The sequence below is a fragment of the Alcanivorax sp. DP30 genome, from assembly GCF_009882945.1.
Lineage (GTDB): Bacteria > Pseudomonadota > Gammaproteobacteria > Pseudomonadales > Alcanivoracaceae > Alcanivorax.
Genome location: NZ_WTUY01000005.1, coordinates 329259 through 355337, shown reverse-complemented (window position 1 = coordinate 355337; position 26079 = coordinate 329259). Strand labels below are relative to the sequence as shown.

Here is a 26079-nt window from a genome sequence, read left to right as displayed (position 1 = left end):
GCGTCGATGCCATCGAACGCCCCGAGGGGTTGCCTGATATTTTGAGGAGAAAACGTTGCTTGCAGGGAATTAGTCAGGCCTGACGCCGGAAAGTTCCCGTTTGCGCAAAAACTTCGTACATTTTTCAGGCAACAGCGCACCACCACCACTCTGCCGGACCGCCATCGTCGCCTGTGTCAGCCTTTCCGCCCGCGCGACCAGTCCCACAAATACCAGCAATATGAAACGCTGAAACAACCAATCTGTGACCATCACTGCCTCCTGAGACCATGAAACATGGCAAGTTAGAGGCAGGAATCGCCGCCGGGTTCTTGCAGCCAAGCGCTTTTTACCAGAGTTTTACTCGCCAGCAGGCCCCGTGGAATCCGCAGACGATGTTTGCTGGATAGGCTGACCATGCAGCAGGTTGGGATTCACGTCATGGGGGGTAATCCAGCCCATCATCATGCTGAGCAGAATAAACAGGAAGACCGCCGCCGAGAAACCTACCCGCCAGGCCAGCGCCCGCATGGTTTTGGACTTCCCCTCGCCCTGCTCCCCTTTTACCAGCGCCATCAGCGCCCGCCCCAGTGAAAACACGGCCGCCAGAAGCAGCACGATGACAATCAGTTTTACCCACCACATATATAGCCTGACTCCTGTGTCGACAATCTGAGCGCCACATGTCCACTGTGCATGGCCGCATCGGGTTGTCCTATGTAGAATGTGCCGCCATTGTAATCATCCGCCACCGCCCTGCACACAAAAGGCGGTTGGCACCATGCCCGACCGGCAGAGATTTTCACTATGTCATCGCGCACTCGCGTCAAGGCCTACTTGGCTGTCATTGCCCTTTTTGTGGTTGTGGGCACCTGTCTGCGCCTGAGCTGGTGGCAGCTGGAGCGTGCAGAGGAAAAGCGCGTCTGGCTGGAGAGCCAACAACAGAAAGCAGAGCTGCCCCCGGCCAATCTGGCCTCTCTGCTCGCCAACGACAGCCCCCAACACCGCCGTGCCCGGGTTTTCGGGGTAATGGATAACGCTCACTCGATCCTTCTGGATAACCGCACCCTCAACCGGATTGCGGGCTATCACCTGCTCACACCAATGCAAACCGACGAAGGCCAATGGGTGCTGATCAATAGGGGCTGGCTGCCCCGTGGCAACCGCCGGGATATCCTGCCGGACATTCCCGTCATCGAAGGCCGGGTGCAAGTCGAGGGCACCGTCTACCAGTCCCCCGGAGAAGCATTTGTCCTCAAGGACGAGCAATTGCCAGACAATCAATGGCCATTGCGGGTACAAAAAGTGGATTTTCACGCCATCAGCGAAAAACTTGGGGTAGAATTGGCGCCCTTTGAAATCCGGGTCACCCCGGAACTGTCGCTGGGTGGACTCGACCCGCTGCCCAGGCACTGGCAGGACATCACTGTCATGGCACCCGAGCAACACAAGGCCTACGCCCTGCAATGGCTGGGACTGGCCATTGCGGCGCTGGTGATTTTCCTGTTTGCAGGCACCCGCGCACAGAAGCGCCGCCTTACTGGCAAGCCACAATAAGGTGTGCGCCTCATTATCCGGGGCCACCACGGAGAACAGACACTGATATGTCACCAAAGACCAAAAACATCCTTACCCTGGTCGCTATCATCAGCCCCTTTGTGCTGTTTGCCCTGGCGGGCCGATTCCTGATCAACCCCTGGGAACTGCCGCGGCAGAACAAGGGGCAGTTGCTGATCCCGCATATCGACGTAGCGTCCCTGAAAGCCAGTGACACAGAAGGCCATCCTTTCGGCGCGGACGACACCAAGGGAATGTGGTCCATTCTTTATATTGCTGACAGCGAGTGTGACACGCGCTGCAAGAACGGCCTCTACTACCAGGTTCGCCAGGTTCGCCTGACACTCGGCGAGGACATCGACCGGGTGCGCCGCGTGATACTGCACACCGCCCCGGCAGCGGCAAGCCTCAGTGAGTTCCTGAACGATAATGTGGAAGGCATGATTTCCATCCAGGCCTCTCCAAAAGCGGTAGAGCAGGCGCTGGCTCCGGCTTATGCGCCCAACGCCAGCCAGCCCATTGGCGATATTTTTCTGGTCAGCCCGGACGGCCAGATCTTCATGCGTTATCCCACGCATGAAAACATGGAAGCCACACTGGAAGAAGCGGAGAACATCCGCGTAGACCTCAAACGCACCCTGAAAGGGTCACTGATCGGTTAACTGACTTATGTCTACTCCTACTGTGTCGCAGCGCTGGCTGCGCGGTTTCTGTATTTTTGCTGTCATCCTGGCCGCCGGCGTCATCACCCTCGGCGCCTGGACCCGGCTGTCTGATGCTGGCCTGGGTTGTCCGGACTGGCCCGGTTGCTATGGTCATCTGGATGTCCGCAAGGCCATCGACCACGTCAACACCACCAATCAGACTGAGCCTGGCAGCCTGCGCGAAGCCCACAAGACTGTGCCGGAGATGGTGCACCGCTACTTTGCATCCACTCTGGGGCTGGTCATCATCATTATTGCCGCGCTGTCCTTCGTGAATCGCAAACGCGAGAAACAGCCACTCAAGCTGCCGCTATTCCTGGTCGCACTGGTCATTTTCCAGGGCATCCTCGGCATGTGGACGGTGACCATGGGACTGCAACCCACCATCGTGATGCTGCATCTGCTGGGCGGCTTTACCACCTTTACCCTGCTGGTATTGCTCACCGCCCGTGTGTTCCGCTGGCCCAGTTTCCTGAACGACTGCGATGTGCGAATGCTCAAGCCCATCGCCTCGCTCGCGCTGCTTGCTGTGATCCTGCAAATTGCCCTGGGCGGCTGGACCGCCAGCAACTACGCTGCCGTGGCCTGCACTGAACTGCCGGTTTGCGAAGAGGGCTGGCAGGAACGGCTAGACTTCGATGAGGCCTTTATTTTCTGGGGCCATGAGCATGACAAGGAAGACTACGAATACGGTGTGCTGGATAACGACGCCCGCACCACTATCCATGTGATGCACCGCTTCGGCGCCCTTGTCGTCACCATTTTGTTGCTGGCACTTGTGGCCAAAATCCTGATTCGGGCCCGCAGCACCTTCTTCCGTAATTTTGCCTTTGTCCTTCTCGGCTTGCTGGCCCTGCAACTGGCGCTGGGCATCAGCAATGTGGTCTTCGCAGTGCCCCTGGATGTTGCGGTGGCCCACAACTTCGTGGCGGTGATCCTGCTCGCTACCCTGGTGCTGTTCATTCGTGCCATCAATGTGAAATGCGGCATTCTCAGCCCGCGCCAGCAAGGAGACCCGTCATGACTGAAAACGCTACCTGGCGCGATTATCTGGCTCTGACCAAACCTGGTGTGGTCATGCTGTTGATGGTCACCGCAGTGGCCGGCATGTTTCTGGCCACCGATCCGCCGGGCATGGTGCCGCTGGATATCTTCATCCCGTCCTTCATCGGGCTGACCCTGGCGATGATGTCCTCTGCCGCCATCAACCAGATCATGGACCAGAAAATCGATGCGATCATGAAGCGCACCGAAAAGCGCCCGCTGGTGGCCGGCAAGCTCAGCCCCAAAGCCGCCATTACTTTCGCGGTGCTGCTGGCCGGCGCATCCATGGTGATGCTGTATTTCATGGTCAACCCACTTACCGCCTGGCTGACCCTGTTCGGTTTTGTGGGCTACGCCTTCGTTTATACCCTGTACCTGAAACGGGCCACCCCACAGAACATCGTGATTGGAGGGATTGCCGGTGCCATCCCGCCGCTACTGGGCTGGGCTGCCGTCACCGGTGACGTGCATCCTTATGCCTGGCTGCTGGTACTGATCATCTTCGTATGGACTCCGCCGCACTTCTGGGCCCTGGCCATTCACCGCAAGGACGAATACGCCAAGGCAGACATTCCCATGCTGCCGGTGACCCACGGCATTCCGTTCACCCGTGAATCGGTGCTGTACTACACCATCCTGCTGTTCATCTGCACCCTGCTGCCCTACCTCACGGGCATGAGTGACCTGATTTACCTGCTGGCCGCCCTGATCCTCGGTCTGGTGTTCCTCTACCATGCGGTGCGACTGCGCTTCTCCGATGACCCGAAGCTGCCCATGAAAACCTTTGGCTATTCGATCACCTACCTGTTCGCCCTGTTCACCGCTTTGCTGGTGGATCATTACCTGGCGATCAAGCCCACCGACGTGGCGATCTGGCTGGGGGCGTAACCATTAATTAATAATTGAGAATGAATAATTAATAACTGGCGCGAGCCAGAATTAAAGGTTCTCAAACGCCAGAGGCCGCGCCCCGACCATGGACGCGGCCTCTTTGACTGCAGGCAGCCACACTGCCATTCCTCACCGTTTTCCATTGCTTGCACTCGCTTTAAGCCCATCACATCGCGTTATACTGTCAGAACCGAACAATAATCGGGAGGCAACCATGGCAACCCGCAGCATGGATGACTGGCTGAACGCCTACGGCGAAAGCCACCAGAACCCCACCAACAAGAAGGTGCACTTTGTCTGTGTGCCGGTGATTTTCTTTACCATTGTCGGCTTCCTGTGGGCCATACCCGCACCGCTATTTACCGGCTTCTGGGCCTGCCTGGCACTGATAGGGGTCACGCTCTACTACGCTCGCCTGTCTCCGCCCATTGCCGCAGGCATGCTTGCATTCAGCCTGTTGTGTCTGCTGGCGCTGTCATTACTGGAAAGCGCCGGCGTGACCATCTGGCTATTCTCTCTGGTGGTATTCGTGCTGGCCTGGATTGGTCAATTCTGGGGGCACAAGGTTGAAGGCAAGAAACCCTCCTTCTTCGAAGACATCCAATATCTGATGATCGGCCCCGCCTGGATCATGGGGTTCCTGTATCGCAAGTGGGGCATAAAATACTGACTGCATTTCTCCAGGGCCGCGGCAGGAGCACCTCTCGAGGTGCGAACCGAGCGACAGCGAGGATGAATTCCAAGCCTGTGCCGACAGTTTTATTTGATAACGCATTGGAGCTGGCATTATTGCCATTCCTTCGCCCAAGCTCAGGTTCGCACCTCGAGAGGTGCTCCTACAGTAACTTCTCCGAACCGCCTTCCCCCGCTAGCACTTTTGCAGTAGGTTATAACCACAACTTTTTTCGCTTGGGGAAGGATTACCCACCATGGGCATGCTGATCTTTTTGGGCGTTATCGTCGCCATCATTGTTTACATCATCGCCATCTATAACCGCTTGATCGCGTTGAAAAACCGCTTCAAGAACGGCTTTGCCCAGATCGATGTGCAGTTGCAGCGCCGCCACGACCTGATTCCCAATCTGGTGGAAACTGCCAAGGCGTACATGAGCCACGAGAAGGAAACCCTGACCCAGGTGATCGAGGCGCGAAACCAGGCAGTGAGCGCCCAGAAAGCCGCCGCCGCCCATCCGGACGATGGCGCTGCAATGGCGAAACTGGGCAAGGCCGAATCCCTGCTCTCCGGCTCGCTGGCAAATTTCTTTGCCCTCAGCGAGAACTACCCGGATCTGAAAGCCAACGAAACCATGTCCCAGCTGATGGAAGAGCTGACCAGCACCGAAAACCGGATCGGCTTTGCCCGTCAGGCCTTTAATGATGCGGTCATGAACTACAACACCTACCGCGAACAGTTCCCGCAGAATTTCATTGGTGGTCTGTTTGGCAGTTTCAAGGAAGCCCAGCTGCTGAAAATCGAAAACGAAGCCGCACGGCAGGCCTCCAAAGTCAGCTTTTAGGGCTGACCCATGGACTTTTTCCAGCAGCAGCAGAAAGCCAAACAGCGCACCGGCTTGCTGGTTCTCTATTTTTGTTTGGCGGTCATCGCGGTGGTGGTCTGTGTCACCACCGCCGTGGTGTTATTGCTCGGGATGGCCAACATCCAGCTTTATCCGCAAAACGGCACGCTTCTGTTCAACCCCGTCATTTACTGGACCGCGCTGGGTACCTTTGCCGTCATTGTGGGCGGCTGCCTATTGAAAACCTGGCAACTGCGCAAGGGGGGCAGCGCTCTGGCGGAAATGCTGGGGGGGCGCCTGATCAATGCCTCCACCACCGATCAAGCCGAACGACAACTTCTGAACGTAGTGGAAGAAATGAGCATCGCCTCCGGCATTGCTGTGCCGCAGGTGTATGTCATGGATCAGGAAAACACCATCAACGCGTTCGCCGCAGGCTTCCGCCCTTCCGAAGCCGTTATTGCCGTGACCCGTGGTAGCCTGGATCGCTTTTCCCGGGACGAATTGCAGGCGGTCATCGGCCATGAATTCAGCCACATCCTCAATTCGGATATCCGCATCAATCTGCGCATGGTCGCCGTACTCGCCGGCATTCTGGCGGTGGGAAAAATCGGCGAAATCCTGTTGCGCAGCGGAAGTCGCTCACGGCGCGCGTATTCTTCCCGCAGCAAGAACAATGGTTTGCCGGCACTGGGGCTGGCACTCGTGGTGATCGGCTACGTGGGGCTGTTCTTTGGCCGCCTGATCAAGGCTGCCATCAGTCGTCAGCGTGAGCTGCTCGCCGATGCTTCCGCCGTGCAGTTCACCCGCAACCCGGCCGGACTGGCGGGTGCGTTGATCCATATCCGAAATGATGGCGGGTCCCACCTGGCGTCGTCCCACGCGGAAGATATGAGCCACATGTGCTTTGCGCCCTCTATCCCCATGAAGCTCAAGCAATGGCTGGCCACCCACCCTTCTCTGGACGAGCGGCTTGCCGCCCTTGGGCCGGAATGGGTTGCCCGCGCCAGGGCGCGTGCCAGACAACAGGATTCGTCATCCCCTGCCAGCGCATCCAGCGTAGCGCCCCCGGAAGGCGCAGCCGGCTTCGCCGCCGGGAGAGGCAACAACTCCGCTTCAGCGGCCCCCTCTCAACAGGTGGGAACCGTTCAGCAGGGAGACATGGCATATGCACAGCAACTACTGTCCGCCCTGCCGGGCTCCATTCGCTCTCAAGCCCATACCCCGGAGGGGGCCCGGCAAGTCCTGTTTGCACTGGTACTGGCCGGCAGCCGTGCAGACAGCACCATGCTGCTTGCCCGCTGCAAGCTTGCCGACTCTCAAGCGTTCCAGTCACTGACCCGTGCGGTGCGCGAGCTCGGGCCTGAAACACGCCTTCCCCTGATCGACATGGCCTTGCCGAGCCTGAAGAGCCAGCCCCGCGACAGTCGCCGCAAGCTGCTGGCGGATCTGGAAAGGCTGTGCAACGCCGACCAGCATTTCAGCCTGTTTGAATGGACCCTGCTGGCGCTGGCCCGGCAACAGCTTGACGACAATGCCGGCCGCAACCGACATACCCGTTTCCATCGGCTTGGAGCCGTTGCCCAGGAGCTGCAACAACTGTTTTCTGTACTGGTATGGGCGGGTGGTGCAAGCGAGGCCCAGGCTGAAGCGCTATTCCGTCAGCACGCGGGCAGCCTGCTCCCGGCAGCGCGCAGCCTTCTTCCCCTGAGTCATTGCAGCAGCGCCAAACTGTTCAGCGCCGTGGATCGGCTTGCAGACCTGTCCCCGCTGTTGAAAGGTCCGATCATCGATTGTGCCGTGGACCTGGCCATGGCTGATGGCACACTGAAAACCGCAGAACGCGAACTGCTTCGCGCACTTTCCAGCCTGCTGGAGTGCCCCCTTCCACCTCTTTTTGACCGCCGTTAGTCGCAATTTATTGCATGAATCTGCTTCACGAATAGCCAATCGCTTACACTGATTTCAGAATATGGCTATATGCTGGCACTTGTGTACAAGTAAAAATCACTCAGGTCAGCTCGGGCATTTTGGCCTGTCCATCCCCGGATAGTTGTTCAGGAAACAGACATACTGGGATCAGCAGCAGATACAAGGTAAGCGGATATGGAACTCAACAAAGCCAGCACACGAAATGCCTGGGCCGCGGTGGATCATCTTACCCGGCAGGTTCGTAATGGTGACCTGAACCCCGCACTCTCCCAATGGGTACTTGCACAGGGGCTCGACCTGGACAACACCGTATTTTCAAGTGTCGGCTTGTTCGATGATGGCATCTATACCGGCACCCTGGTGGACCGCGATGGACGCGTCTGGGAGTTCCTGGCAGATCTGAATGAACCGGCCGCCAGCGAGATGGATGACGTTACCCATGCCCTGGGCCCCAAGTCTCCCGAGCATCCCAAGTCCGACCCCTGCGACCTGATCACCATGTCCATCCTCTATCACCGTGAGGAGCAGGTGGCCGCGTAACGCCGGACGCGTTTCGAAAAGCTGAAATCCCGGAAGATGGGGGCTAATTAGTTTTTGTCTTTCAAAAAATCGTCACTCGACACCCGATTCTGGAACCCTTGCCTTCCCTGGGCTGCTGGCAGGTTATTCACTTCGCTCCCCCTTTGGGCATGCACTGCGTGCGTTACTCCGCTGAGCCATGCTCCTGCAGCAGCACGGTCCAAGCGCCTTACCCCCCATCCTTCCTGAACGGCAACAACGTCATGGCCTCGTCCCGATAGCGCTGCACATGCTCCGCCTCTTCCTTGCAGAAATCCGCAATGGCATTTTGGAAAGCTGGTTCACGCAGATGATGCAGGGACCAGGTGATAACGGGTTCAAAACCACGCAGGATCTTGTGCTCCCCCTGAACCCCGGGATCAAACACCTGTAATCCTCGCTCGATGGCATACTCGATGCCCTGGTAATAGCACAGCTCGAAGTGCAGACCATCCACTTCCTCCAGACACCCCCAGTAACGTCCGTACAGTTGTTGCGAGTCCTGAAAATACAATGCTGCCGCAACCGGCTTGTCCTTGCGATATGCCAGCACCAGCAGAATCTGTGGCGCCAGTTTTTTTGACAGCTGCAGGAAAAAGCTCTCATCCAGATAGGGGTACTGGCCGCGCTTGAGATAGGTACTGGCGTAGCACTGATAGAACACTCGCCACTGATCCAGCGTCACTGCCGGGCCGGGGATACGCTGAACCGTCACCGCCTGATCCCACACTCGCTGACGTTCCTTGCGTAGATTCTTGCGTTTGCGGGACTGGAAACGGGCCAGATAATCATCGAAATCGCGGTAATCCCGGTTCAGCCAGCGAAAATGACAGGCCTGCCGAGCCACCAGCGGCAGCTCCTCCAGCGCCTCGCGGCTGGGCTGATCCGGGAACAACAGATGCCATCCACTGGCCCCCGTCTCGACCATCTGCGCCTGTACAGCATCCCACAATTGCCCCGGATCCGGGGAACCACGCCACCGCGGTCCCGTCACCGGGGTATAGGGAATGGCGGTCACCAGTTTCGGGTAGTAGGCCAGACCATGACGCTGATAGGCCTCTGCCCAGCTGAAGTCGAAGACATACTCGCCACGGGAATGACTACGCGCATAAAGCGGCAACCATGCGTCCTCCAGCGCCAGGTGACAGGGGGTCCAGCCACGCTCTGCTGTGACCGCGCCACTGTTTTCCAGGGCACCCAGATAGGCCTTATCAAGAAAGGGATAGTCGGACAATGTCACTCCACATGAGTTTCCGCACCGGCTTGGGTACAATGCGCGCATTGCACGGTGGTACAAGGCGCTTTTTTGGCACTTTTAATGCGTAATGCGCAAACCGGGCAATGCCACCTTGATACCGGTGGCTCTATATCTTTAGTTAACTCTCAATCTTCACAAGGTAACGTCAAATCCATGAATGTCTCTAAACCTTTGACCGCATTTTATGCTATTGCGGCACTTTTGCTTGCCATCCCAGGCGCGTGGCTGTTATTCGCGCCGGAAATGGCCATTGTCACCATTCACGAAAACCTGGCTACCATCCAGCTTTCCAACGTCCACAGCCAGCAAACCGGCCTGGGCCTGCTGCTGGCGGCGGCCGTCAATCTGGTCTGCCTGCGTGATGGCTCAGCACGTCTGCCATTACATGTTGCCGTATTCTTTTACCTGGCCGGTCTGGTCGCCAGCCATGGCGGCCGGGTTTTCGCCGACCAGTGGTGGATGTGGCTCCCCGCAGCTGTCTATCTGCTGCCGCTGATTCCGTTCGGTAAACTGGCACCCGCCAACCTGCCATTGCCGCTGCCAGGCAGCAACGGCCAACAACGTGGCGAAGTGAAGTGGTTCAACCCCAACAAGGGCTTCGGCTTCATTCTCACTGACAAGGGCGAAGAACTGTTCGTCCACTTCAAGGCCGTGCAGAACGGTGGGCGCCGCAGCCTGCGCACCGGTACCAAGGTGCGCTTCGACACCCGCATGTCCGACCGTGGCGAGCAAGCCGATAACGTCTACATCGAGCAGTAAACGCATCACGCGACACGCGACATGCTGCACCCATGGCATGTTGCGTGTCGCTGCTGCCTGAACCGGAATAACAACAATGAAACTGGCAATTGCAGACTGGATCGTTCTGGCTGGCTACCTGTGCGTGGTTCTAGGTATCGGGGTCTATTTTTCCCGTAAAAATACCAGCACTGAAGAATACTTCGTCGGCGGTCGCCGCTTTCGTGGCTGGGTGATCGGTCTGTCGCTGGTGGGCACCTCCATCAGCTCCATTACCTTCCTGGCTTACCCTGCGGACGCCTTCAAGACCGACTGGATTCGCTACCTCCCCAATCTTGCACTGCTGCCGGCCATGCTGGTGGCAGCGTTTGTTTTCCTGCCGTTTTTCCGGCGCGGCAACATGACCAGTGCCTACGAGTTTCTGGAGCTCCGCTACGGCCCTTCCATTCGGGTTTATGGCGCCATCGCCTTTCTGGTAGCCCAACTAGTGCGACTGGCCATGATCCTGTGGCTGCTGTCACTGCTGATTCAGGAAGTCACCGGCGTGACGCCAACTACCGCCATTGTTCTGGGCGGCCTTTTTGTCGGGCTCTATACCGTGATCGGCGGCATCGATGCGGTGATCTGGACCGATGTGCTGCAAACCGTGATCCTGCTTCTGGGCGGCATCCTGTGTCTGTGGGTGATTCTGGAGGCGCTTCCCGGTGGTCTGGGGCAGATTTTCGATATGGCCGGTAACGCCGGTAAATTCGCTCTCGCGCCTTGGGAAGACGGTGGCCCCGGTGAGACGTCCTGGTCGTTTTCCCTGAGTGAGAAAACCGCCACCATGATGTTGCTGATCGGTCTGACCAACTGGCTCACCGAATATTCCAGCAATCAGAACACGGTGCAGCGCTACTGCGCCTCCCAATCTACCAAAGAGGCCCGCCGCGGCCTGTGGGTGTATCTGTTCACCGCCCTGCCGATCTGGGCATTCTACATGTTCCTGGGGACCGCACTGTGGGTGTTCTTTCAGGTCTTCCCGGACGTGCAAGCCAGTGCCATTTTGCAGGGCGAGGCGCGCGCCGAAACGCTCATGCCACACTTTATAACCGGCTACCTCCCCGCCGGCGTGGCCGGATTGGTGATCGCCGCCGCTCTGGCCGCCGCCATGAGTTCGCTGGATTCCAGCATCAACTCGGTGACCACCGTCAGCGTGGTGGATCTCTACCGGCGCCACCTGCGCCCCGGACGGGATGATCGCCATTATCTGCAGGTGGCATGGGCCATCGCCGTTGCAGTAACCGTATTCATGATTGGCGGAGCATTATGGCTTAACGACGCAGAAACCAAGACCCTGCAGGACACGTCCACCATCCTTGTCTCGTTGCTGGGCGGCGGCATGCTGGGGCTGTATTTGCTGGGTTTCTTCAGCCAGCGGGGAGATGCGCGGGCAGCATGGTGCGGGATTGGCTGCACCCTGGTGTTCACCGGCTGGACAGTGCTGACCAACAAGGGGCTGCTGCCGGATGTGCTCAGCGCCCCCTTTGATCTCTACTACACCGGCCTTATCGGCAATCTTCTGATGTTTGTGGTGGGCTATTTCGCCGCATCATTGTGGCCCGCATCATCAGCGGCGGCCGCTGACTGAGCGCCCCCCTCACCGTTCCGGGACCGCAGCAGCCGATCCCGGATCAGCCATCCTGCAGCCCAGCACACCAACCAGGGATCCAGCAGGTAATCCCACAAGTTGTCGCTGGCCAGCAGATCCATCCGGAACGCCAGCTGCGCCGCCACCAGTATCAGACACGATGCATAGGCACGCAGCACCCAGGCCAACAGGCCCACCAGCAACAGTCCAGTGCTCAGACTGAAATTCCCGTACCCCATCGCGTAAGGATCCAGATACGTAGAGCCCATGCTGGCCGGGTAAAACCACAGTGCCAGTACGACAAGCAGCAAGCAGGCGCCTCGTAGTTGATTCACCGGCAACCAGTAAATACCGGTTATCCGGTGTTTTATCGCCAGCACCGCCAGCAAACCGGACGCCACGCTGAAGCTGGCCAAGTAACTCAGCAGCCAGGCCGCCGGCCCCCACGGGTAAGGCAACAGCGCCCACAGGAACACCACCAGCGACAGCACAATACGGGCAGGCCTGGACAACAGCGCAGCGGAAATTCGCAATTGCACCGCCACCAGTACCAGAGCAGCAATCAATAGATCAAAGGTCATGGCCAGCGCCTCCCTCGGCAGACGTCTGCGGTAGCGAAACAGGCTCCGCTTTCAACCAGGCATGGCGGATGGCGCTTTTGTTCCAAGTATAAAGAATATGCAGATCACCATTGGCAGTACGAATCATGTAGGGGTAGTCGTACTGGAAGCGGCAACCATGGCGCTGATCACACTTGTTACCCTGCACTCGCGCCAGCAGCTTGTCCGGATTCTCCGGAAGTTTGCCATCGGCCATTTCCTGCTGAATCAGCGATGCAAAATCCTCCTCATCAAGCCGCACATCCCGCCATGGCTCCCGGTCATGCAACACCCAGCGCCTCTGCCAGCTCTCACCAGCATCGCGGGTCTCGCGCACACACAGATCATCCCGCTCTTCACGGTTGCAGTTGGCCACGACCAGCCAGTGGCCCTGGCCCAGGACCAGGCCACCCAGGGCTGCGCTGGGGTTTTCAAGCCCGGAATAACTCAACGCATCCCACTGCCAGCCACCATCCCGGCTGGCAGACTGGTAGAGATAGCCGTTATTCGGCTCATTCTCGTTGCGCAGAAAAGCCACCGCTTGCCGGGGAGAATCCACCAGAACCAGCGGCTGAATCGCCTTGCGACCATGGCCAATACGGGACTTGCCAAGCACATGACTATCCTCGTCCAGGCGTAGAATCTCACCAAACTTGCCAATCATCTCGTGATACACCGGCAAGCCGATGGAGCCATCGGAATAACGAATCGGGGGCGTTTTCACCAGCGTGCTGACATTTAGAAACGGCGTCGTGACCAAGGGCTTGTCGAACGTCCAGCTGGCTCCCTGATCAAACGATTCCAGTACCACCAGACGACTGGCTGCCCAGCCGCCAAAGCTGACCGCCACCACGATCAGACGCATGCGGCCATCGTCATCCAGCACCGGCACCGCATTGCCAAGCTTGCGCACATGGCGCCCCCAGCCCTGGCTGATCTGCTCACGGGTCACCACCACGGCCTCGTCGCTCCAGGCCGCCTGGGCCGGGTCGAACACGGCGCTGTGAATATTCACATCCGGGGCGCCTTCGCGGCTGCCAGCAAACCAGAACGCACGCAGACGGCCATCGGGAAGCTCTACCATGGCCGGCGCGTGTACCAGCGGCGTATCGGCATCCGAAGCGAAGCGGAGCTGCCAACCATCATGCGCCGGGGCAGGCCGGGTGTCGGGCACGGCAAAGTCAGGAGCCGGCTCCCAGATATGTGCCGGTGACGCGGCAAAATACCCGGCCACCAATCCAGCCCCCACCAACAAATGGAAAAAACGCTTCATTTTGATTTCTACACAACAGAGTGTTTATTGGGTCGCCTATTGTCCATGAAACAGCACGCTACACCAGTGCGCGACACCGCTTCAGCAGAGATCCCGGGCGGACTCGCCCGAGCTCTCGTACATTCTCGCCAAAAGCGACTCTCTCGCACTGGCTGCATACCCTATTACAGCATTCATAAAATTGCCTGCCGTTAACCCTCGGGAACGGGGCCGACCATCTGAACCCGGAAACGCATCTGCCGCAATGTGATCACAATATGTCCATCTCCCCGTGATTGGTGTCATAATGATTGCAGTTGATATGCCAAAAATAACATTAAGGATTAATACTCCAACCATGGAACGATTTGTACAGATCGGGTTGGCGCTTCTTTGTCTGCTGGTGTTGTCAGCTGCTCACGCAGAGGATGACCTACAGGACTGGAAACTGGTCAGTGACCGAAATGACATCCAGGTGTACATGAAGCACCGGGACGAATCCCGCCTGAAAACCTTTCGCGGTGTTACCCGTTTCGAGCTGAAAGACGAATATGCACTGGTCGCGGTGTTGAACGACTATCCGTCGATTCCCAAATGGCTGCATTTCGTGGACAGCGCCGAAGAGTTTGATCGCAGGGGCCCCCTGGATCGCAGTCTTCGCTTCACCACCCAGCTGCCCTGGCCGCTGGCTGACAGGGAAGCGGTCCTGCAGGCCGATGTCCACGAAAAAATGACCGAAGAGCAGCAGTCTGTGATGATCGAGCTGATCAATCAGCCCGACGCCCTGCCTCCCAATAACGACTATATCCGCTTCCCGGAAATGTGGGGAAAGCTGGGCTTTGTTCGTCTGGGGGACAACCAGGTGGAGATGACCTACGAGTTGATCCTCGATCCCGGCGGCTACATCCCCGCCTGGATTGCCAACATCCTGCTGCGCGATGCCCCCTACTTCACGCTGGAACGGCTTCGCCGGATCATCCGCAAGCCCGAATACCAGAACCACTACTACGATTATCTGGACAAGCTCAATGGGCCGGGCCGGCCAGACAACGCCAGCAGCGTGGCCAGCCAGAACAAATAATGAAAACGTAACAAAGTGATTATCACCCTGTCATTTTCGGCCAGCTCTCCGTTACCATAGCCCCTCACTGGTAATCGGAGAGGACCGCCATGTCACGGTTGCTTTTCTTTCTTTATAGCTGGCTGGTCTTTGTACCGCTGATGGCTGCCACCACCCTGATTTGCGGGCTTGTGTGCCTGATACTGACTCCTTTTCTTCCTGCTGACCGGGTCGCCCGTTACACCGCCGTGCCCTGGGCCAAACTGTGTCTGCTCTACAGTGGCGTTCGCGTGGATATATATGGCGGGCATGACCTGCAACCCGGCCAAAGTTATGTGATTGTCGCCAACCACCTGAGCCAGTTCGACATCCTTGTGCTGTATGGCTATCTGGGCATGGATTTCCGCTGGGTCATGAAGCATGAGCTGCGCAAGGTACCGATCATCGGCATTTGCTGCGAAAAGCTCGGCCATATCTTCATCGATCGGTCCGACAAGCAGGCCGCCATTGCCAGCCTCAATGAGGCCCGCGCCCGACTTAACAATGGTGCCAGCGTGCTGTTTTTTCCGGAAGGCACGCGAAGCCGCGACGGCAAGCTGAAGCCGTTCAAGAAAGGGGCCTTCAAGATGGCCCAGGAACTCCAGCTGCCAGTGCTGCCGGTGACTCTCACCGGCACCTTTGACATTCTTCCTCCTGGCACCATTCGCTTGCAGCCTGGCCACCAGGCCACCCTTACCCTGCACGCACCCTTGCCAGTCAGTGGGCATGACGACACCGAGCTGAACAAGCTCATGCAGCTGAGTCACGACGCCATCGCCGCGCCGTTGAGCCAGCCCGGCCCCCAGGTACTCGCCTGAACGGAATATCCCCAGCGCCGGCATGGTCCGGCGTTGCTGCCAGCCACTGAGAAGCATACCCGGCGGTATTGGCCCATTCTGCACTGACAAAGTGTCTACACTCCTTGCCAAACCAACGTTGAATAGCCCCTGCAGAGAGCAGCACTTTCTGCCATCTGCAGGTTCAGCTTGAAACTCGAACCGTTATCACGTCTCCTTTGCGGAGCGAATCGAGGAGTCATCATGAAGAATTTCAAAGACAAAGTTGCCGTCATCACGGGTGCCGGCTCAGGGATTGGCCGCGCACTGGCCCAGGAACTGGCTGCTTCTGGCGCCAAGCTGGCCCTGTCCGACATTAACGAAGCAGGCCTGAAAAAGACTGCCTCCGACCTGGGCCTGGCAGAGGATCGCCTGATGACCCGCGTACTGGACGTGGCAGACCGTCAGGCGTTCTATGATTTCGCTGATGACGTGGTAAACCACTTTGGCTATGCCAACATGATCTTCAACAACGCCGGCGTGGCCCTTGGCGCCACCGTTGAAGACATGAACTACGATGACTTCGAATGGCTGATGAACATCAACTTCTGGGGCGTGGTCTACGGCACCAAGGCCTTCCTGCCTTACCTGAAGCAGGCCGGCGAAGGCCATATCATCAACATCTCGTCCATCTTTGGCCTGGTGGGCATCCCTACCCAGTCTGCCTACAACGCCGCCAAATTTGCCGTCCGCGGCTTCACCGAGTCCCTGCGCATTGAGCTGGAGATGGAAGGCAGCCCGGTATCCTGCACTTCTATCCATCCCGGCGGCATCAAAACCAATATCGCCAAGGCTGCCCGTTTTGACGCAAGCGCTGAAAAGCTTACCGGTGCTGGCAAGGACCAATCCATCCAGGATTTCGAGAAAATGTTCCGCACCACCCCGGAAGAAGCGGCCAGCACCATTCTCAAGGGGGTGCGTGGCAACAAGCGTCGAGTGCTGATTGGCTCTGATGCGGTCGCAGTGGACACCATGCAACGTCTGCTGCCCACCAGCTACCAGAAACTGATCGCCATGGGCCAGAAGTACATGGCCAAGAAGTAATGGCCTCCGGCGAGCGCCCCTTCTCCCAGGCCTGCGAGAACAACAAGGGGCCTATCCTGGCAGTACTGCAACAGCACTGTCAGGCAGCCGGGACGCTGCTGGAAATCGGCGCCGGCACCGGGCAGCATGCTGCCTGGCTGTCAGCGCAGCTGCCCCATCTTATCTGGCAACCCACCGACGTCGCCGCCAACCTCCCGGGGATTCGTCTCTGGTTACAGGATGCGTGTAGCCGTGCCCTGGAGCCGTTGGTACTGGATGTGGCTGGGGATTGGCCTGAAGAGCGGTTTGACTATCTGTATACCGCCAACACCTTTCACATCATGTCTGCGGATCAGGTTGTGCGCTGTATCGACGCAGGTTGCGGACACTTGTCCGAGGGTGGCCGCTTTCTGATCTATGGTCCTTTCAATGTGGATGGCCGTTTCACCAGTGAATCCAACGCCAGCTTCGACCAGTGGCTCAGGGAAATCGACCCGCAGCGCGGCATTCGGGATCAGGCATGGATCGAGGCGCAGTTTGCACGCCATGGCCTGGGGCTGGTGGCGGATCATGCCCTACCGGCCAATAACAAGGTGCTGGTGTTTGGGTAATTGAAGGCAGTGCCTGACAGGGGAAGCACCTGCTCGGGCTTGGTGTATCAAATAAGCGCGTCACTTCCTCCCCCACTACCTCAGCAGCAGGCTGGATACTGGACACGCCTCCAGGCTACGGCACCCGTGCCGCCATGCGCACCGCATGCATTCTCGGCTTCAGATACAGCACACCAAACAGCATGGTCATCAGCCCATCTCGCCAGTGAAACACGCCATGGCGCCGAATCCAGAAGGCAAACCCCATGAGTTCCAGCAGATGCAGAAAGGCGATTACCGCACCGGCAATCAGCAACAAGCGGTCGAAAGGGGCCGGTAAATCCATGAAAATGGCTAACAGTACCCCCAGCCAAAACACTACAATGCCTCCACGCAGGATGTTCATCGCTAAAGATCCTCTGACAGCGCTGGCTATTTTTTCTACAATGCGTGATTAGGGCGAGGGCCGGGGTGCACTGACAATCACAAACACCACCCTGATCCCGTACGCCGACTCTGCCTGACGCAGACAAAGCAAAAACAATCACTCGCATTCAGACTGAGCGAATACATGCAAAAAGACAAGGCAAATGCCTGGAGCCTGGATCAATTCCAGGTACCCGAAAAAGACGGCGAGCGCCGCTTCCACGACTTTGATCTGGATCTGCGCCTGATGCGCGGCATTGCGGATCTGGGCTTCCAGTATTGCACCCCCATTCAGGCCGAAGTGCTGGAGCACACCCTGGCCGGTGCCGATGCCATCGGCCGGGCCCAGACCGGCACCGGCAAAACAGCAGCCTTCCTGCTTACTGTGATCAACGATCTGCTCAACCATCCGCTGGAAGTAAAGCGTTACGCTGGCGAACCCCGCGCCCTGATCGTGGCCCCCACCCGGGAACTGGCCATGCAGATCGAGAAAGACGCCAAAGGACTGACCAAATACACCGACCTGCAGGTGATGAGCGTGGTAGGCGGCATGAACTTCAACCGCCAGCAGGAACGTCTGCAAACCCGCGAAATCGATATTCTGGTGGCCACCCCGGGGCGCCTGCTGGATTTCGCCAAGCGCCGCGACCTGTGGCTGGATCGAGTCGAGTTTCTGGTGCTGGATGAGGCCGACCGCATGCTGGACATGGGCTTTATCCCCGATGTGAAACGCATTGTCAGCATGACCCCGCGCAGCAAGTACCGTCAGACTCAACTGTTTTCCGCCACCTTCAACGATGATGTCATGAATCTGGCCCGTCGCTGGACCGAAGACGCGGAAGTCGTGGAGATCGAGCCGACCCAGGTCACCACGGAAACCGTGGAACAGAAGGTCTACATCACCAACACCGAAGACAAGTTCAAGCTGCTCTACAACCTGATCACCGGTTTGAACATGGACAAGGTCATCGTGTTCGCCAACCGTCGGGACATCACCCGCCGGGTGAACGACAGGCTGCAGAAGAAAGGCCTGAAAGTCTCCATGATTTCCGGCGATGTGCCACAGAACCAGCGCATGAAAACCCTGGAGCGATTCCGCTCCGGCGATCTGCAGGTGCTGATTGCCACCGACGTGGCCGGTCGCGGCATCCACATCGATGGCGTATCCCACGTGGTGAACTACAACCTGCCGGAAGACCCGGAGGACTACGTACACCGCATCGGTCGTACCGGCCGGGCGGGCGCCAGCGGCATGTCCATAAGCTTCGCCTGCGAAGACGACGCCTTCCTGCTGCCGGAACTGGAAAACGCCATCAGCATGAAGCTGGAATGCGAATACCCACCAGCCGACCTGCTGCAGGAAAAGGAAGCCAGCAATGCCTGAACGCATTAGCCCTCAGGAAGGCAAGGCGCGTTATGACGCAGGCGAATCGCTGTTTGTAGATATTCGTGATCCGCACAGCTTTGCCAACGGCCACCTTGGTGGTGCCGTGCACCTGAGCAATGCCAATGTGGATCAGTTTCTTGCCGATACCGACAAGACTCGCCCTCTGGTGATTTACTGTTACCACGGTAATAGTAGCCAGGGGGCAGCGGACTGGTTGACCGAGCAGGGCTTTCAAGCGGTGAGTCTGGATGGCGGCTACGAGGTGTTCAAACAACAGTTTCCGGACACACTGGAAGCGCCTGACGCTTGAAACAGCAAGGCCCGCTCGATAAGCCGGACGGGCCTCCAAATTTCGCTATCCCTGGCTGCAGGAACCTGGCGCTGCGAAGTAACGCACGCAGTGCGGACCGAAGCGAATAACCTGCCAGCAAGCGACCCAAGCCTCGGCAAAGTAAGGCTTCCCGAATCCAGTCTCCAAGATCGAAAGCCAAACCTCTCTCCGTGCATCTGGTTTTGCTTCTCGCAGCTCGAAATGCAGTCCTTGCCTGGACTCGCATCGCGGCCGAACGGCCACTCCTGCAGCGGCTTCGCAGAATGGCCAAAGTCGTATCGCCTGGGCCATCCGCCAATCGCCTCCCTGCGTCCGGCATCAGGCCTCAAACGTCCAGCGTGACTAGAACCGGTAACCCAGCCCCACCATATACACCCACGGATCAATCTCTACATCGATCTTGTCTACCCGGGCATCATTCACGTACAGCCTTGCTTCGGTATCGATATCGATGTTCCAGACACTGACATTGAAAAGCCAGTGGTCCGTGAGGTCGAAATCCGCACCGACTTCCCAGGCAAAGCCCAGGGAGTTACTCAGCTTCACATCGGCGTCAGCGCCACCCAGCAACGGGCTGACCACCGCATCATCGATACTGTCATCAAAGAAAATCGTGTAGTTCAAACCCGCACCAACATACGCCCGCATGGGGCCGACTTGCGGAGCATAGTATTGGGCCAGCAGCGTCGGCGGCAAATGGCTGGTTTCGCCAATCACAACGCCGCCCCCGGTATCGAGCAGAATGTCATGGGTAAACGGGGTAGCTCCTACCAGCTCCACGCCAAAGGAGTCATTCACCATATAGGCGAACGTCAATCCCAACTGGGTATCATCATCGACATCGACTTCCAGCCCCCCCACAGCCGGCAACGCTGGATTAAAGGCATCACTGCTGACATCGGGATCAACCTTGATCGCGCCAGCACGCACAATAAAATCTCCCGCTTCATGGGCTATCAGCGGACTCCCCAGCAGCATACCAGTTAGCAGTAGCGCCCCTTTCACTTGTCCTCGCAGTTGCATACAGATCCCCTTTGATAACGCAATATACAGTCAATGACCACGCCCCGATTGCCGGGCAAGATAGTCAACGTTCACTCTACACAGCTATTGAACAACTCCACGCAACAATGAGCATTGCTCCAAATCAATAAAAACGAGGCCTGTCACTATGTCGTCTTCTGAACTGATTAGCGCACTGCGCGACGCCCACAAGGAACATCTCTGCCAACAACTTCAAAATCCGGATCACTGGCAAGCCATCATGATCCAGGTCAGCACCACCCTGGGTGACACCCCTCTTGGCAACCTGGTGGACAGTGACAGTCTGTGTCAGGTAGTGGAGCAGTGGGTACTGGAAGCGAACAGCGCACAGGGTCTGCAGGACGTCATCGTGCAAACCACAGAGGCGGTAATCAAGGCGGCCGAGCAGGACGACGCCACGGTTGGCGAGTTACTCAGCGAAGCACACTTCGAGGCGGTGCTGGAGAAATCCCTGCAGCTAAAATCACTGCGAGAAAAAGCGATTCATGCCGGCATGAACCATCCGCTGGTCAGCGAAATGGTTAGCGAGATGCTCTACACCGGCATCAAGAATTTCCTGCTGGAAGAGAACGCGCTGGCCAAACTGCCTGGCGTCAGCAGCGTCATGAAAATGGGCCGCAAGAGTGTGGTTGGTAAAGCCATGGGCGGCATGGAGGAATCCATTCGCGGGTATTTGCAGAAGAATATTCGTGAAACCCTCAAGACCGGTGAGCAATGGCTCAACAGGCAGCTCACCAACGAGCGTATCGAGCAGTTGGCCCGCGACGGCTATCGTCGCGTCTCTCCGCTCAAGCCAGCGGACTACCTTTCCCAGATTCCGGCTGGCACCGTCAAGGAGCTGGTGGAACAGGGTTGTCAGATCGGTGACGAGAGCGCACGCCTTGATTACACCCGCCGCCTGATCCGTGTTGGCATCCAGGCTGCCGTGGAGGCCCTGTGCGAAAAATCGCTGACTGACATCCTTTCAGGCATGCAGATCAGCGAAGAAAAGATTCGTGAATTCACCGCCCCCGCCCTCGCCAAAGGCGCATCCGTTCTGGTGGAGCAAGGCGTACTGGAACCGTTTATTGCCTGGTCGCTGGATGATTTTTACGAGTCTGAAACGTGCAAGAAGATAATGAATAGTTAACACCAGCCAGTTTTTTCTTTTTTTGAAAACAAAGAGGCCGCACCCAAACGGGTGCGGCCTCTTGCATTCCAGGTTAAACCCAATGAGGGTCGCGGCGTTATTAACTATTCATTATTAATTAAAGGAACGACTCCGCATATTCCGCCAGCAATGAACGCGGCACACCATTCAACTGCACCGAGCCACCATGCACAAATCGCTTGAAACGTTCGGTCATGTAGGTCAGTCCTGAACTTGTCGGTGACAGGTAAGGCGTATCGATCTGCGCCAGGTTGCCAAGACACACCACCTTCGAGCCCTCCCCAGCCCGGGTAATGATGGCCTTCATCTGATGAGGCGTCAGATTCTGGCTCTCATCAATCAGGATCAGGGATTTCTGGAAACTGCGGCCACGGATGTAGTTCATGGCCTTGAACTGGATATTGGCCCGCTCCTTCACATATTGGATGCTGCCGGTGGGATTTTCATCGTTCAGGTGCAAGGCTTCGATATTATCGTTGATGGCACCCAGCCAGGGATCCATTTTTTCCTCTTCAGTACCGGGCAGGAAGCCATGATCTTCCGCCAGCGGCGGTGTGGAGCGAGTAGCGATGATCTTATTGAAGCGTTTCTGCTCCACGGTCATTTCGATGGCGGCGGCCAGGGCCAGAATGGTTTTACCGGACCCCGCGGCACCGGTCAGATTCACCAGATGCACATCCGGATCCAGCAGTAACTGAAGCGCGATGGCCTGCTGGATATTCATGGGCTTAAGGCCCCAAGCTTCCTGCTCCAGCATGCTGTCCGCCTTGTAGTGCTTCAGCATCACCACCCCATTCTCGATACTCATGACGCGGCCGACAAAGCCTTGCTCGTCAATGATGTACTGATTGGGGTATACCTCCTCGCCAAGGATTTCGCTGACAAGCAAACCATGAGACAGGTAATGCAACGTATCCGCACCGTCTTGCTCGGTCTCCACCTGGGTCACCTGGTCCCAGAATGATCCCGGCACTTCGAAGTAACCGCGGGTCAACTGTTTGATATCGGTGACCAGCTGATCGTTGTGATAATCCTCGGACTCAATGCCACAGGCCCGCGCCTTGAGGCGCATGTTGATGTCCTTGGTCACCAGAATAAAACGTTCATCCGGTGCCTGGGCTTTCATGGCAAGTACATCATTGATGATTCGATTGTCGTTGAGATGGTCCGGCAATGGGGATTTCACGTCTTCCACGGAAGACATCAGCACCGTCAGCGTGCCTTGGGTGGAATTATCCGGGCCGCGCGGAATGGGGATGCCGGCTTCAACCTGCTCCGGGGTGCAATGCCCCAGCACCTTGTCGATCTGCCGGATGGCAGCCCGACAATCTGCCGCCGTATGCGACTTTCCGCTCTTCAGCTTGTCCAGTTCTTCCAGCACCGTCATGGGAATGACCACGCGGTGTTCTTCAAAGTTCAGCAGGGAGTTGGGATCGTGGATCAGGACGTTGGTGTCGATAACGTAGGTTTTTTTCTGTTCTTGCTCGATGGTGCTGTCGTTCTGGCTGGCGCTCGCGTGGTGGTTGATGGAAAGGGTGTGGAGTCTGGCCGCGCGCTCTTCCATGCGTATCCCCTGTGCAGGTGCACGTTAGTTGCATTGTAGGGAAGCTGGCTGGGGCGTCGCTGAAAATGCGAGAGTGACGCCTACACCTGCCGCCCTGGTTTTATACCTTTTGGCGGTTCAGTTGCATTAAGCTGTTACAGCTTTTGATCGCGATCACTCCCGCTATGGCGGGTGTTGGAATTACCATAACCCAGTTTTTTTGAATCGATCAATAGTTACTCCCGAAAACTTTTTCGTCAGCGGCTCATCCGCCCGTTCTGTCCGTTGTCTCTCTTCGCTACACTAGGCTCCCGACCCGACAACCCAAAGACGGCGCCCATGTCTCTCGAACACCCACAGGTAATGATGCCCCCGCCAGCGCTCTACCTCGGCGGCCTGCTGATGGGCTATGGCCTTGACCGAGCCATTCACTTTCCTCCCGTTGGCTTTGCCGGCGACCAGTGGCTGGTACTGGCACTGGCCGTTATCGGGATACTGTTGGTGCTCGCTGCCGCCATTCAGTTACGGCTGGCAAAAACCACAGTCATGCCCCACCGGGCCGCCAGCACCTTGCTGACAACCGGTATCTTTGCCCTGAGTCGCAATCCCATTTACCTGGGTTTCACCTGTCTGGCGGCAGCCATGGCGCTGAGCCAGCACAGCGCCGGCATGATGCTGATGCTGATTCCCGTGGTCTGGGTTATCCATTCCCATGTAATTGCCGCGGAAGAGGCGTTTCATGCCGAAAGGTTTGCTGAGGCGTGGAAGGACTACTGCCGCAAAACCCGACGCTGGATCTGATCCGCTGACTTCCCGGTCCCTGCTTGAGCCAATGCGCCTGCCCCAGCTTGCCGTTCTGCAGTCGCATATATCGGGAACCGAAATGACCCGGCACCAGAGTACTTGCCCGCGTGTCTCTGGGTAGCCAGCCAAGCCTGCGATACAGCTCTGCCACCAGCTCGGAGCAGAACCAGCCACGCTGGTCCGGCTTGCGCTGGAATCCGGTGAGCACATCAATGGCGTTACAAAGCAGGTAATTCTTGTAAGGGCGATGCATGAGCCGCCGCAGCAGGCGCTGCAACAACTTTTCCTGCCGGGGGGTTAAATCGGGGCCATGACGGCGACGCACCACCACGGAGCCAGGATAGTCCTGCAGCTTGCTGGCCAGGGACACCAGCGATACCCCTGCCACCGGCTTCCCGAGCCGCACATCCTCCGACTCTCCGAGGGTGGTCGACTCCAGCACCAGCGGCTCGGCACTACCGGGCAGAAAAACCACCATGCCGATATGACTCCAGGCGCTTCGGGTAAATACCCGAATCACCTCACTGGTCAGACCGCGTCCCGAGAACAGCAGGATATCCCCGGTACGCAGGGTAAAAGCAGAATCCAGAGTGAGTGTCATCGCAGACGTTCCCAGATTTCTGATTGATCCCGTTGAGAGCACGCTATGCCTGTCGAGTGACAGATCGCTGACAACAACGTCACGGTTTGATGACGGCGCCTCCCGCAAATCTGCGAAGCCGCTGTAGGAGCGAGCCTGCTCGCGATCCGAGCCTTGGCGAGGTAAGGATTCCAGAGGCGATTTTCGAGTCACGAATTGCGAAAATCCAAAGATAGCTGCCGAGAAAGAGGTGTGCGGTTTTGCCTTTCGAAACGCGCTTGTGGTAACTCTAAACTCACTCCTCGCTTAGGCTCGGATCGCGGCTCAAGCTCCGCTCCTACAGCGGCTTCGTGGAGAGAAGGGAGTCCCGTCCGTCACATTTCTGTTATCTCGCTACGGTAACCTTTCCGACACTTTCCGCGCCCTGTGTGCCCCTCACCTATGGAAGACCGACTCTATCTGCTACAACGCCACCTCCCGGAAATGCTGGATCTGGAAGCGCTGATTCGTGAGGGGGAGCGGCACTTGCGAGTGAGCACGGTGCATCAGGTGCCCATGGGGGAGCTTTCCCTGCCAGTGAAAGTCATCGAGATGGGCTCCACATCACCGCGGGTGCCCGTCATTGGTTTCTTCGGCGGTGTGCACGGGGTGGAACGGATCGGCAGCCAGGTGCTGATGTCCTGGCTGCATAGTCTGATCCACCGCCTGCAGTGGGATGATCAGCTGCATCGCCGCCTGGAACAGGTCAGACTGGTATTCATGCCAATGATCAACCCTGGCGGCATCTGGAAGCGCACCCGCAGCAACCCCAATGGCGTGGATCTGATGCGCAACGCGCCGGTGGATGCCATGGGCAAAGTCCCGTTTCTGGTCGGCGGTCACCGCATCAGCCGGCATCTGCCCTGGTATCGGGGCAAGAGCGGCGCCCCCATGGAGCCGGAAGCCCAGGCCATGATCCGGGTGGTACAGGAGAAACTGTTCCCGGCGCCCTTCTCCATGAGTATTGATTGCCACAGCGGCTTTGGTCGACGGGACCGGATCTGGTGCTGCTATGCACGCTCCCATCGCCCGATTCCGCATATCGGCGAGGTGTTCCGGCTGAAACAGGTTCTGGAACAGACCTACCCCCATCACCATCCCTATCTGATTGAGCCTCAGTCCATCAACTACACCACCCATGGGGATCTCTGGGACTATCTTTATGATGATGCCCAGGAACGGGCCCCGGCCCATACTTTTCTGCCCTTCACACTGGAAATGGGGTCCTGGCTCTGGGTACGCAAAAACCCTCGCCAGATGCTGGATTTCTTTGGCTACTTCAACCCGGTCATTTCCCATCGTCATCACCGGGTGCTACGTCAGCATTTGCCGCTGTTTGAATTTCTCACCGCCATGACAGCCAATGCGGGCAGCTGGCTGCCCACGACGCGGGAAAAATCCACACTGACTCACCAGGCTGCTGTGCACTGGTTTGGAGAAACAGACTGACAGGAACCCTGGATTTCCCGTCACCACCGCCACCCTTTGATAAAAAAAAACCTGCCAATCCAACCATGGCCCCGACTTTGCAGCTGCTTAGCCATTGGGTCCGCCGCCCGGCTGACTTA

28 protein-coding genes are annotated in these 26079 nt (G+C 57.7%); 19 read left to right on the top strand and 9 right to left on the bottom strand.

Annotated elements, in window-relative coordinates; genetic code table 11:
* Nucleotides 1-69: 69 nt before the first annotated feature.
* Nucleotides 70-252, bottom strand: a complete 183-nt coding sequence (locus GQF00_RS12585) for a hypothetical protein (RefSeq protein ID WP_161319505.1) — start codon at nt 250-252, stop codon at nt 70-72.
* An 87-nt stretch (nt 253-339) separates the two neighbouring features.
* Complete coding sequence (locus GQF00_RS12580; protein WP_161319504.1) at nt 340-624, bottom strand: twin transmembrane helix small protein; 285 nt, start codon at nt 622-624, stop codon at nt 340-342.
* A gap of 162 nt (nt 625-786) precedes the next feature.
* Here GQF00_RS12580 and GQF00_RS12575 point away from each other — a divergent pair, with 162 nt between their 5' ends.
* From GQF00_RS12575 to GQF00_RS12540, 8 genes are all read left to right on the top strand, one after another.
* On the top strand, nt 787-1536 hold the full coding sequence (locus GQF00_RS12575; RefSeq protein ID WP_161319503.1) for an SURF1 family protein: 750 nt from the start codon (nt 787-789) through the stop codon (nt 1534-1536).
* 47 nt (nt 1537-1583) lie between these two features.
* On the top strand, nt 1584-2198 hold the full coding sequence (locus GQF00_RS12570) for a hypothetical protein (protein WP_161319502.1): 615 nt from the start codon (nt 1584-1586) through the stop codon (nt 2196-2198).
* 7 nt (nt 2199-2205) lie between these two features.
* Complete coding sequence (locus GQF00_RS12565; protein ID WP_161319501.1) at nt 2206-3264, top strand: heme A synthase; 1059 nt, start codon at nt 2206-2208, stop codon at nt 3262-3264.
* On the top strand, nt 3261-4172 hold the full coding sequence (gene cyoE, locus GQF00_RS12560; protein WP_161319500.1) for a heme o synthase: 912 nt from the start codon (nt 3261-3263) through the stop codon (nt 4170-4172). The genes GQF00_RS12565 and cyoE overlap by 4 nt, the downstream gene beginning before the upstream one ends.
* Nucleotides 4173-4389: 217 nt before the next feature.
* Entirely contained in the window at nt 4390-4845 is a 456-nt protein-coding gene (locus tag GQF00_RS12555; RefSeq protein WP_161319499.1) for a DUF962 domain-containing protein, read from the top strand.
* A gap of 259 nt (nt 4846-5104) precedes the next feature.
* Nucleotides 5105-5692, top strand: coding sequence for a LemA family protein (locus GQF00_RS12550; protein WP_161319498.1), 588 nt, complete (start codon nt 5105-5107; stop codon nt 5690-5692).
* A gap of 9 nt (nt 5693-5701) precedes the next feature.
* Entirely contained in the window at nt 5702-7603 is a 1902-nt protein-coding gene (locus GQF00_RS12545) for a M48 family metallopeptidase (protein WP_161319497.1), read from the top strand.
* A 195-nt stretch (nt 7604-7798) separates the two neighbouring features.
* The gene (locus tag GQF00_RS12540; RefSeq protein ID WP_161319496.1) at nt 7799-8164 is read left to right on the top strand and encodes a hypothetical protein; all 366 of its coding nucleotides are present in this window, start codon (nt 7799-7801) and stop codon (nt 8162-8164) included.
* 208 nt (nt 8165-8372) lie between these two features.
* On the opposite strand, the gene GQF00_RS12535 is transcribed toward GQF00_RS12540, so the two are convergent.
* Nucleotides 8373-9416: a GNAT family N-acetyltransferase gene (locus tag GQF00_RS12535; RefSeq protein ID WP_161319495.1), complete on the bottom strand. Its 1044-nt coding sequence runs from the start codon at nt 9414-9416 to the stop codon at nt 8373-8375.
* Nucleotides 9417-9683: 267 nt separating this feature from the next.
* On the opposite strand from GQF00_RS12535, the gene GQF00_RS16785 reads away from it, so the two are divergent.
* The gene (locus tag GQF00_RS16785; RefSeq protein ID WP_304503111.1) at nt 9684-10199 is read left to right on the top strand and encodes a cold shock domain-containing protein; all 516 of its coding nucleotides are present in this window, start codon (nt 9684-9686) and stop codon (nt 10197-10199) included.
* 76 nt (nt 10200-10275) lie between these two features.
* On the top strand, nt 10276-11808 hold the full coding sequence (locus tag GQF00_RS12525; protein WP_161319494.1) for a sodium:solute symporter: 1533 nt from the start codon (nt 10276-10278) through the stop codon (nt 11806-11808).
* On the opposite strand, the gene GQF00_RS12520 is transcribed toward GQF00_RS12525, so the two are convergent.
* Together GQF00_RS12520 and GQF00_RS12515 are read right to left on the bottom strand one after the other, a co-directional pair.
* The gene (locus GQF00_RS12520) at nt 11757-12389 is read right to left on the bottom strand and encodes a hypothetical protein (protein ID WP_202560491.1); all 633 of its coding nucleotides are present in this window, start codon (nt 12387-12389) and stop codon (nt 11757-11759) included. The two genes, GQF00_RS12525 and GQF00_RS12520, sit on opposite strands and share 52 nt — an antisense overlap.
* A complete protein-coding gene (locus tag GQF00_RS12515; RefSeq protein WP_161319493.1) occupies nt 12379-13680 on the bottom strand; it encodes an exo-alpha-sialidase in 1302 nt (433 codons plus the stop codon). Before GQF00_RS12515 ends, GQF00_RS12520 begins: the two co-directional genes overlap by 11 nt.
* A gap of 337 nt (nt 13681-14017) precedes the next feature.
* On the opposite strand from GQF00_RS12515, the gene GQF00_RS12510 reads away from it, so the two are divergent.
* From GQF00_RS12510 to GQF00_RS12495, 4 genes are all read left to right on the top strand, one after another.
* Nucleotides 14018-14740, top strand: coding sequence for an START domain-containing protein (locus tag GQF00_RS12510; protein WP_161319492.1), 723 nt, complete (start codon nt 14018-14020; stop codon nt 14738-14740).
* A gap of 89 nt (nt 14741-14829) precedes the next feature.
* The gene (locus GQF00_RS12505; protein WP_161319491.1) at nt 14830-15576 is read left to right on the top strand and encodes a 1-acyl-sn-glycerol-3-phosphate acyltransferase; all 747 of its coding nucleotides are present in this window, start codon (nt 14830-14832) and stop codon (nt 15574-15576) included.
* A gap of 222 nt (nt 15577-15798) precedes the next feature.
* Complete coding sequence (locus GQF00_RS12500) at nt 15799-16638, top strand: SDR family oxidoreductase (RefSeq protein WP_161319490.1); 840 nt, start codon at nt 15799-15801, stop codon at nt 16636-16638.
* Nucleotides 16638-17228: a DUF938 domain-containing protein gene (locus tag GQF00_RS12495; protein WP_161319489.1), complete on the top strand. Its 591-nt coding sequence runs from the start codon at nt 16638-16640 to the stop codon at nt 17226-17228. Before GQF00_RS12500 ends, GQF00_RS12495 begins: the two co-directional genes overlap by 1 nt.
* A gap of 115 nt (nt 17229-17343) precedes the next feature.
* Here the strand turns inward: GQF00_RS12495 and GQF00_RS12490 are convergent, their stop codons facing one another.
* The gene (locus GQF00_RS12490) at nt 17344-17613 is read right to left on the bottom strand and encodes a DUF1145 domain-containing protein (protein ID WP_161319488.1); all 270 of its coding nucleotides are present in this window, start codon (nt 17611-17613) and stop codon (nt 17344-17346) included.
* A gap of 165 nt (nt 17614-17778) precedes the next feature.
* On the opposite strand from GQF00_RS12490, the gene rhlB reads away from it, so the two are divergent.
* A complete protein-coding gene (rhlB, locus tag GQF00_RS12485) occupies nt 17779-19017 on the top strand; it encodes an ATP-dependent RNA helicase RhlB (RefSeq protein ID WP_161319487.1) in 1239 nt (412 codons plus the stop codon).
* Entirely contained in the window at nt 19010-19330 is a 321-nt protein-coding gene (glpE, locus tag GQF00_RS12480; RefSeq protein ID WP_161319486.1) for a thiosulfate sulfurtransferase GlpE, read from the top strand. Before rhlB ends, glpE begins: the two co-directional genes overlap by 8 nt.
* A 363-nt stretch (nt 19331-19693) precedes the next feature.
* Here the strand turns inward: glpE and GQF00_RS12475 are convergent, their stop codons facing one another.
* Complete coding sequence (locus tag GQF00_RS12475) at nt 19694-20374, bottom strand: OmpW family protein (protein ID WP_161319485.1); 681 nt, start codon at nt 20372-20374, stop codon at nt 19694-19696.
* 148 nt (nt 20375-20522) lie between these two features.
* Between GQF00_RS12475 and GQF00_RS12470 the strand changes: the two genes are divergently transcribed.
* Nucleotides 20523-21524 (top strand): hypothetical protein, encoded by a 1002-nt coding sequence (locus GQF00_RS12470; protein ID WP_161319484.1) that lies wholly within the window; start codon nt 20523-20525, stop codon nt 21522-21524.
* 118 nt (nt 21525-21642) lie between these two features.
* Here the strand turns inward: GQF00_RS12470 and GQF00_RS12465 are convergent, their stop codons facing one another.
* A complete protein-coding gene (locus GQF00_RS12465; protein ID WP_161319483.1) occupies nt 21643-23109 on the bottom strand; it encodes a PhoH family protein in 1467 nt (488 codons plus the stop codon).
* 318 nt (nt 23110-23427) lie between these two features.
* Between GQF00_RS12465 and GQF00_RS12460 the strand changes: the two genes are divergently transcribed.
* A complete protein-coding gene (locus GQF00_RS12460; RefSeq protein WP_237440513.1) occupies nt 23428-23889 on the top strand; it encodes an isoprenylcysteine carboxylmethyltransferase family protein in 462 nt (153 codons plus the stop codon).
* Here the strand turns inward: GQF00_RS12460 and GQF00_RS12455 are convergent.
* A complete protein-coding gene (locus GQF00_RS12455) occupies nt 23789-24493 on the bottom strand; it encodes a hypothetical protein (protein WP_161319482.1) in 705 nt (234 codons plus the stop codon). The genes GQF00_RS12460 and GQF00_RS12455 overlap by 101 nt on opposite strands.
* A 420-nt stretch (nt 24494-24913) precedes the next feature.
* Between GQF00_RS12455 and GQF00_RS12450 the strand changes: the two genes are divergently transcribed.
* Nucleotides 24914-25960 carry a M14 family zinc carboxypeptidase gene (locus GQF00_RS12450; protein WP_161319481.1) on the top strand — a complete coding sequence of 349 codons (1047 nt, stop codon included), beginning with the start codon at nt 24914-24916 and terminating at the stop codon, nt 25958-25960.
* The last annotated feature ends 119 nt before the right edge of the window (nt 25961-26079 follow it).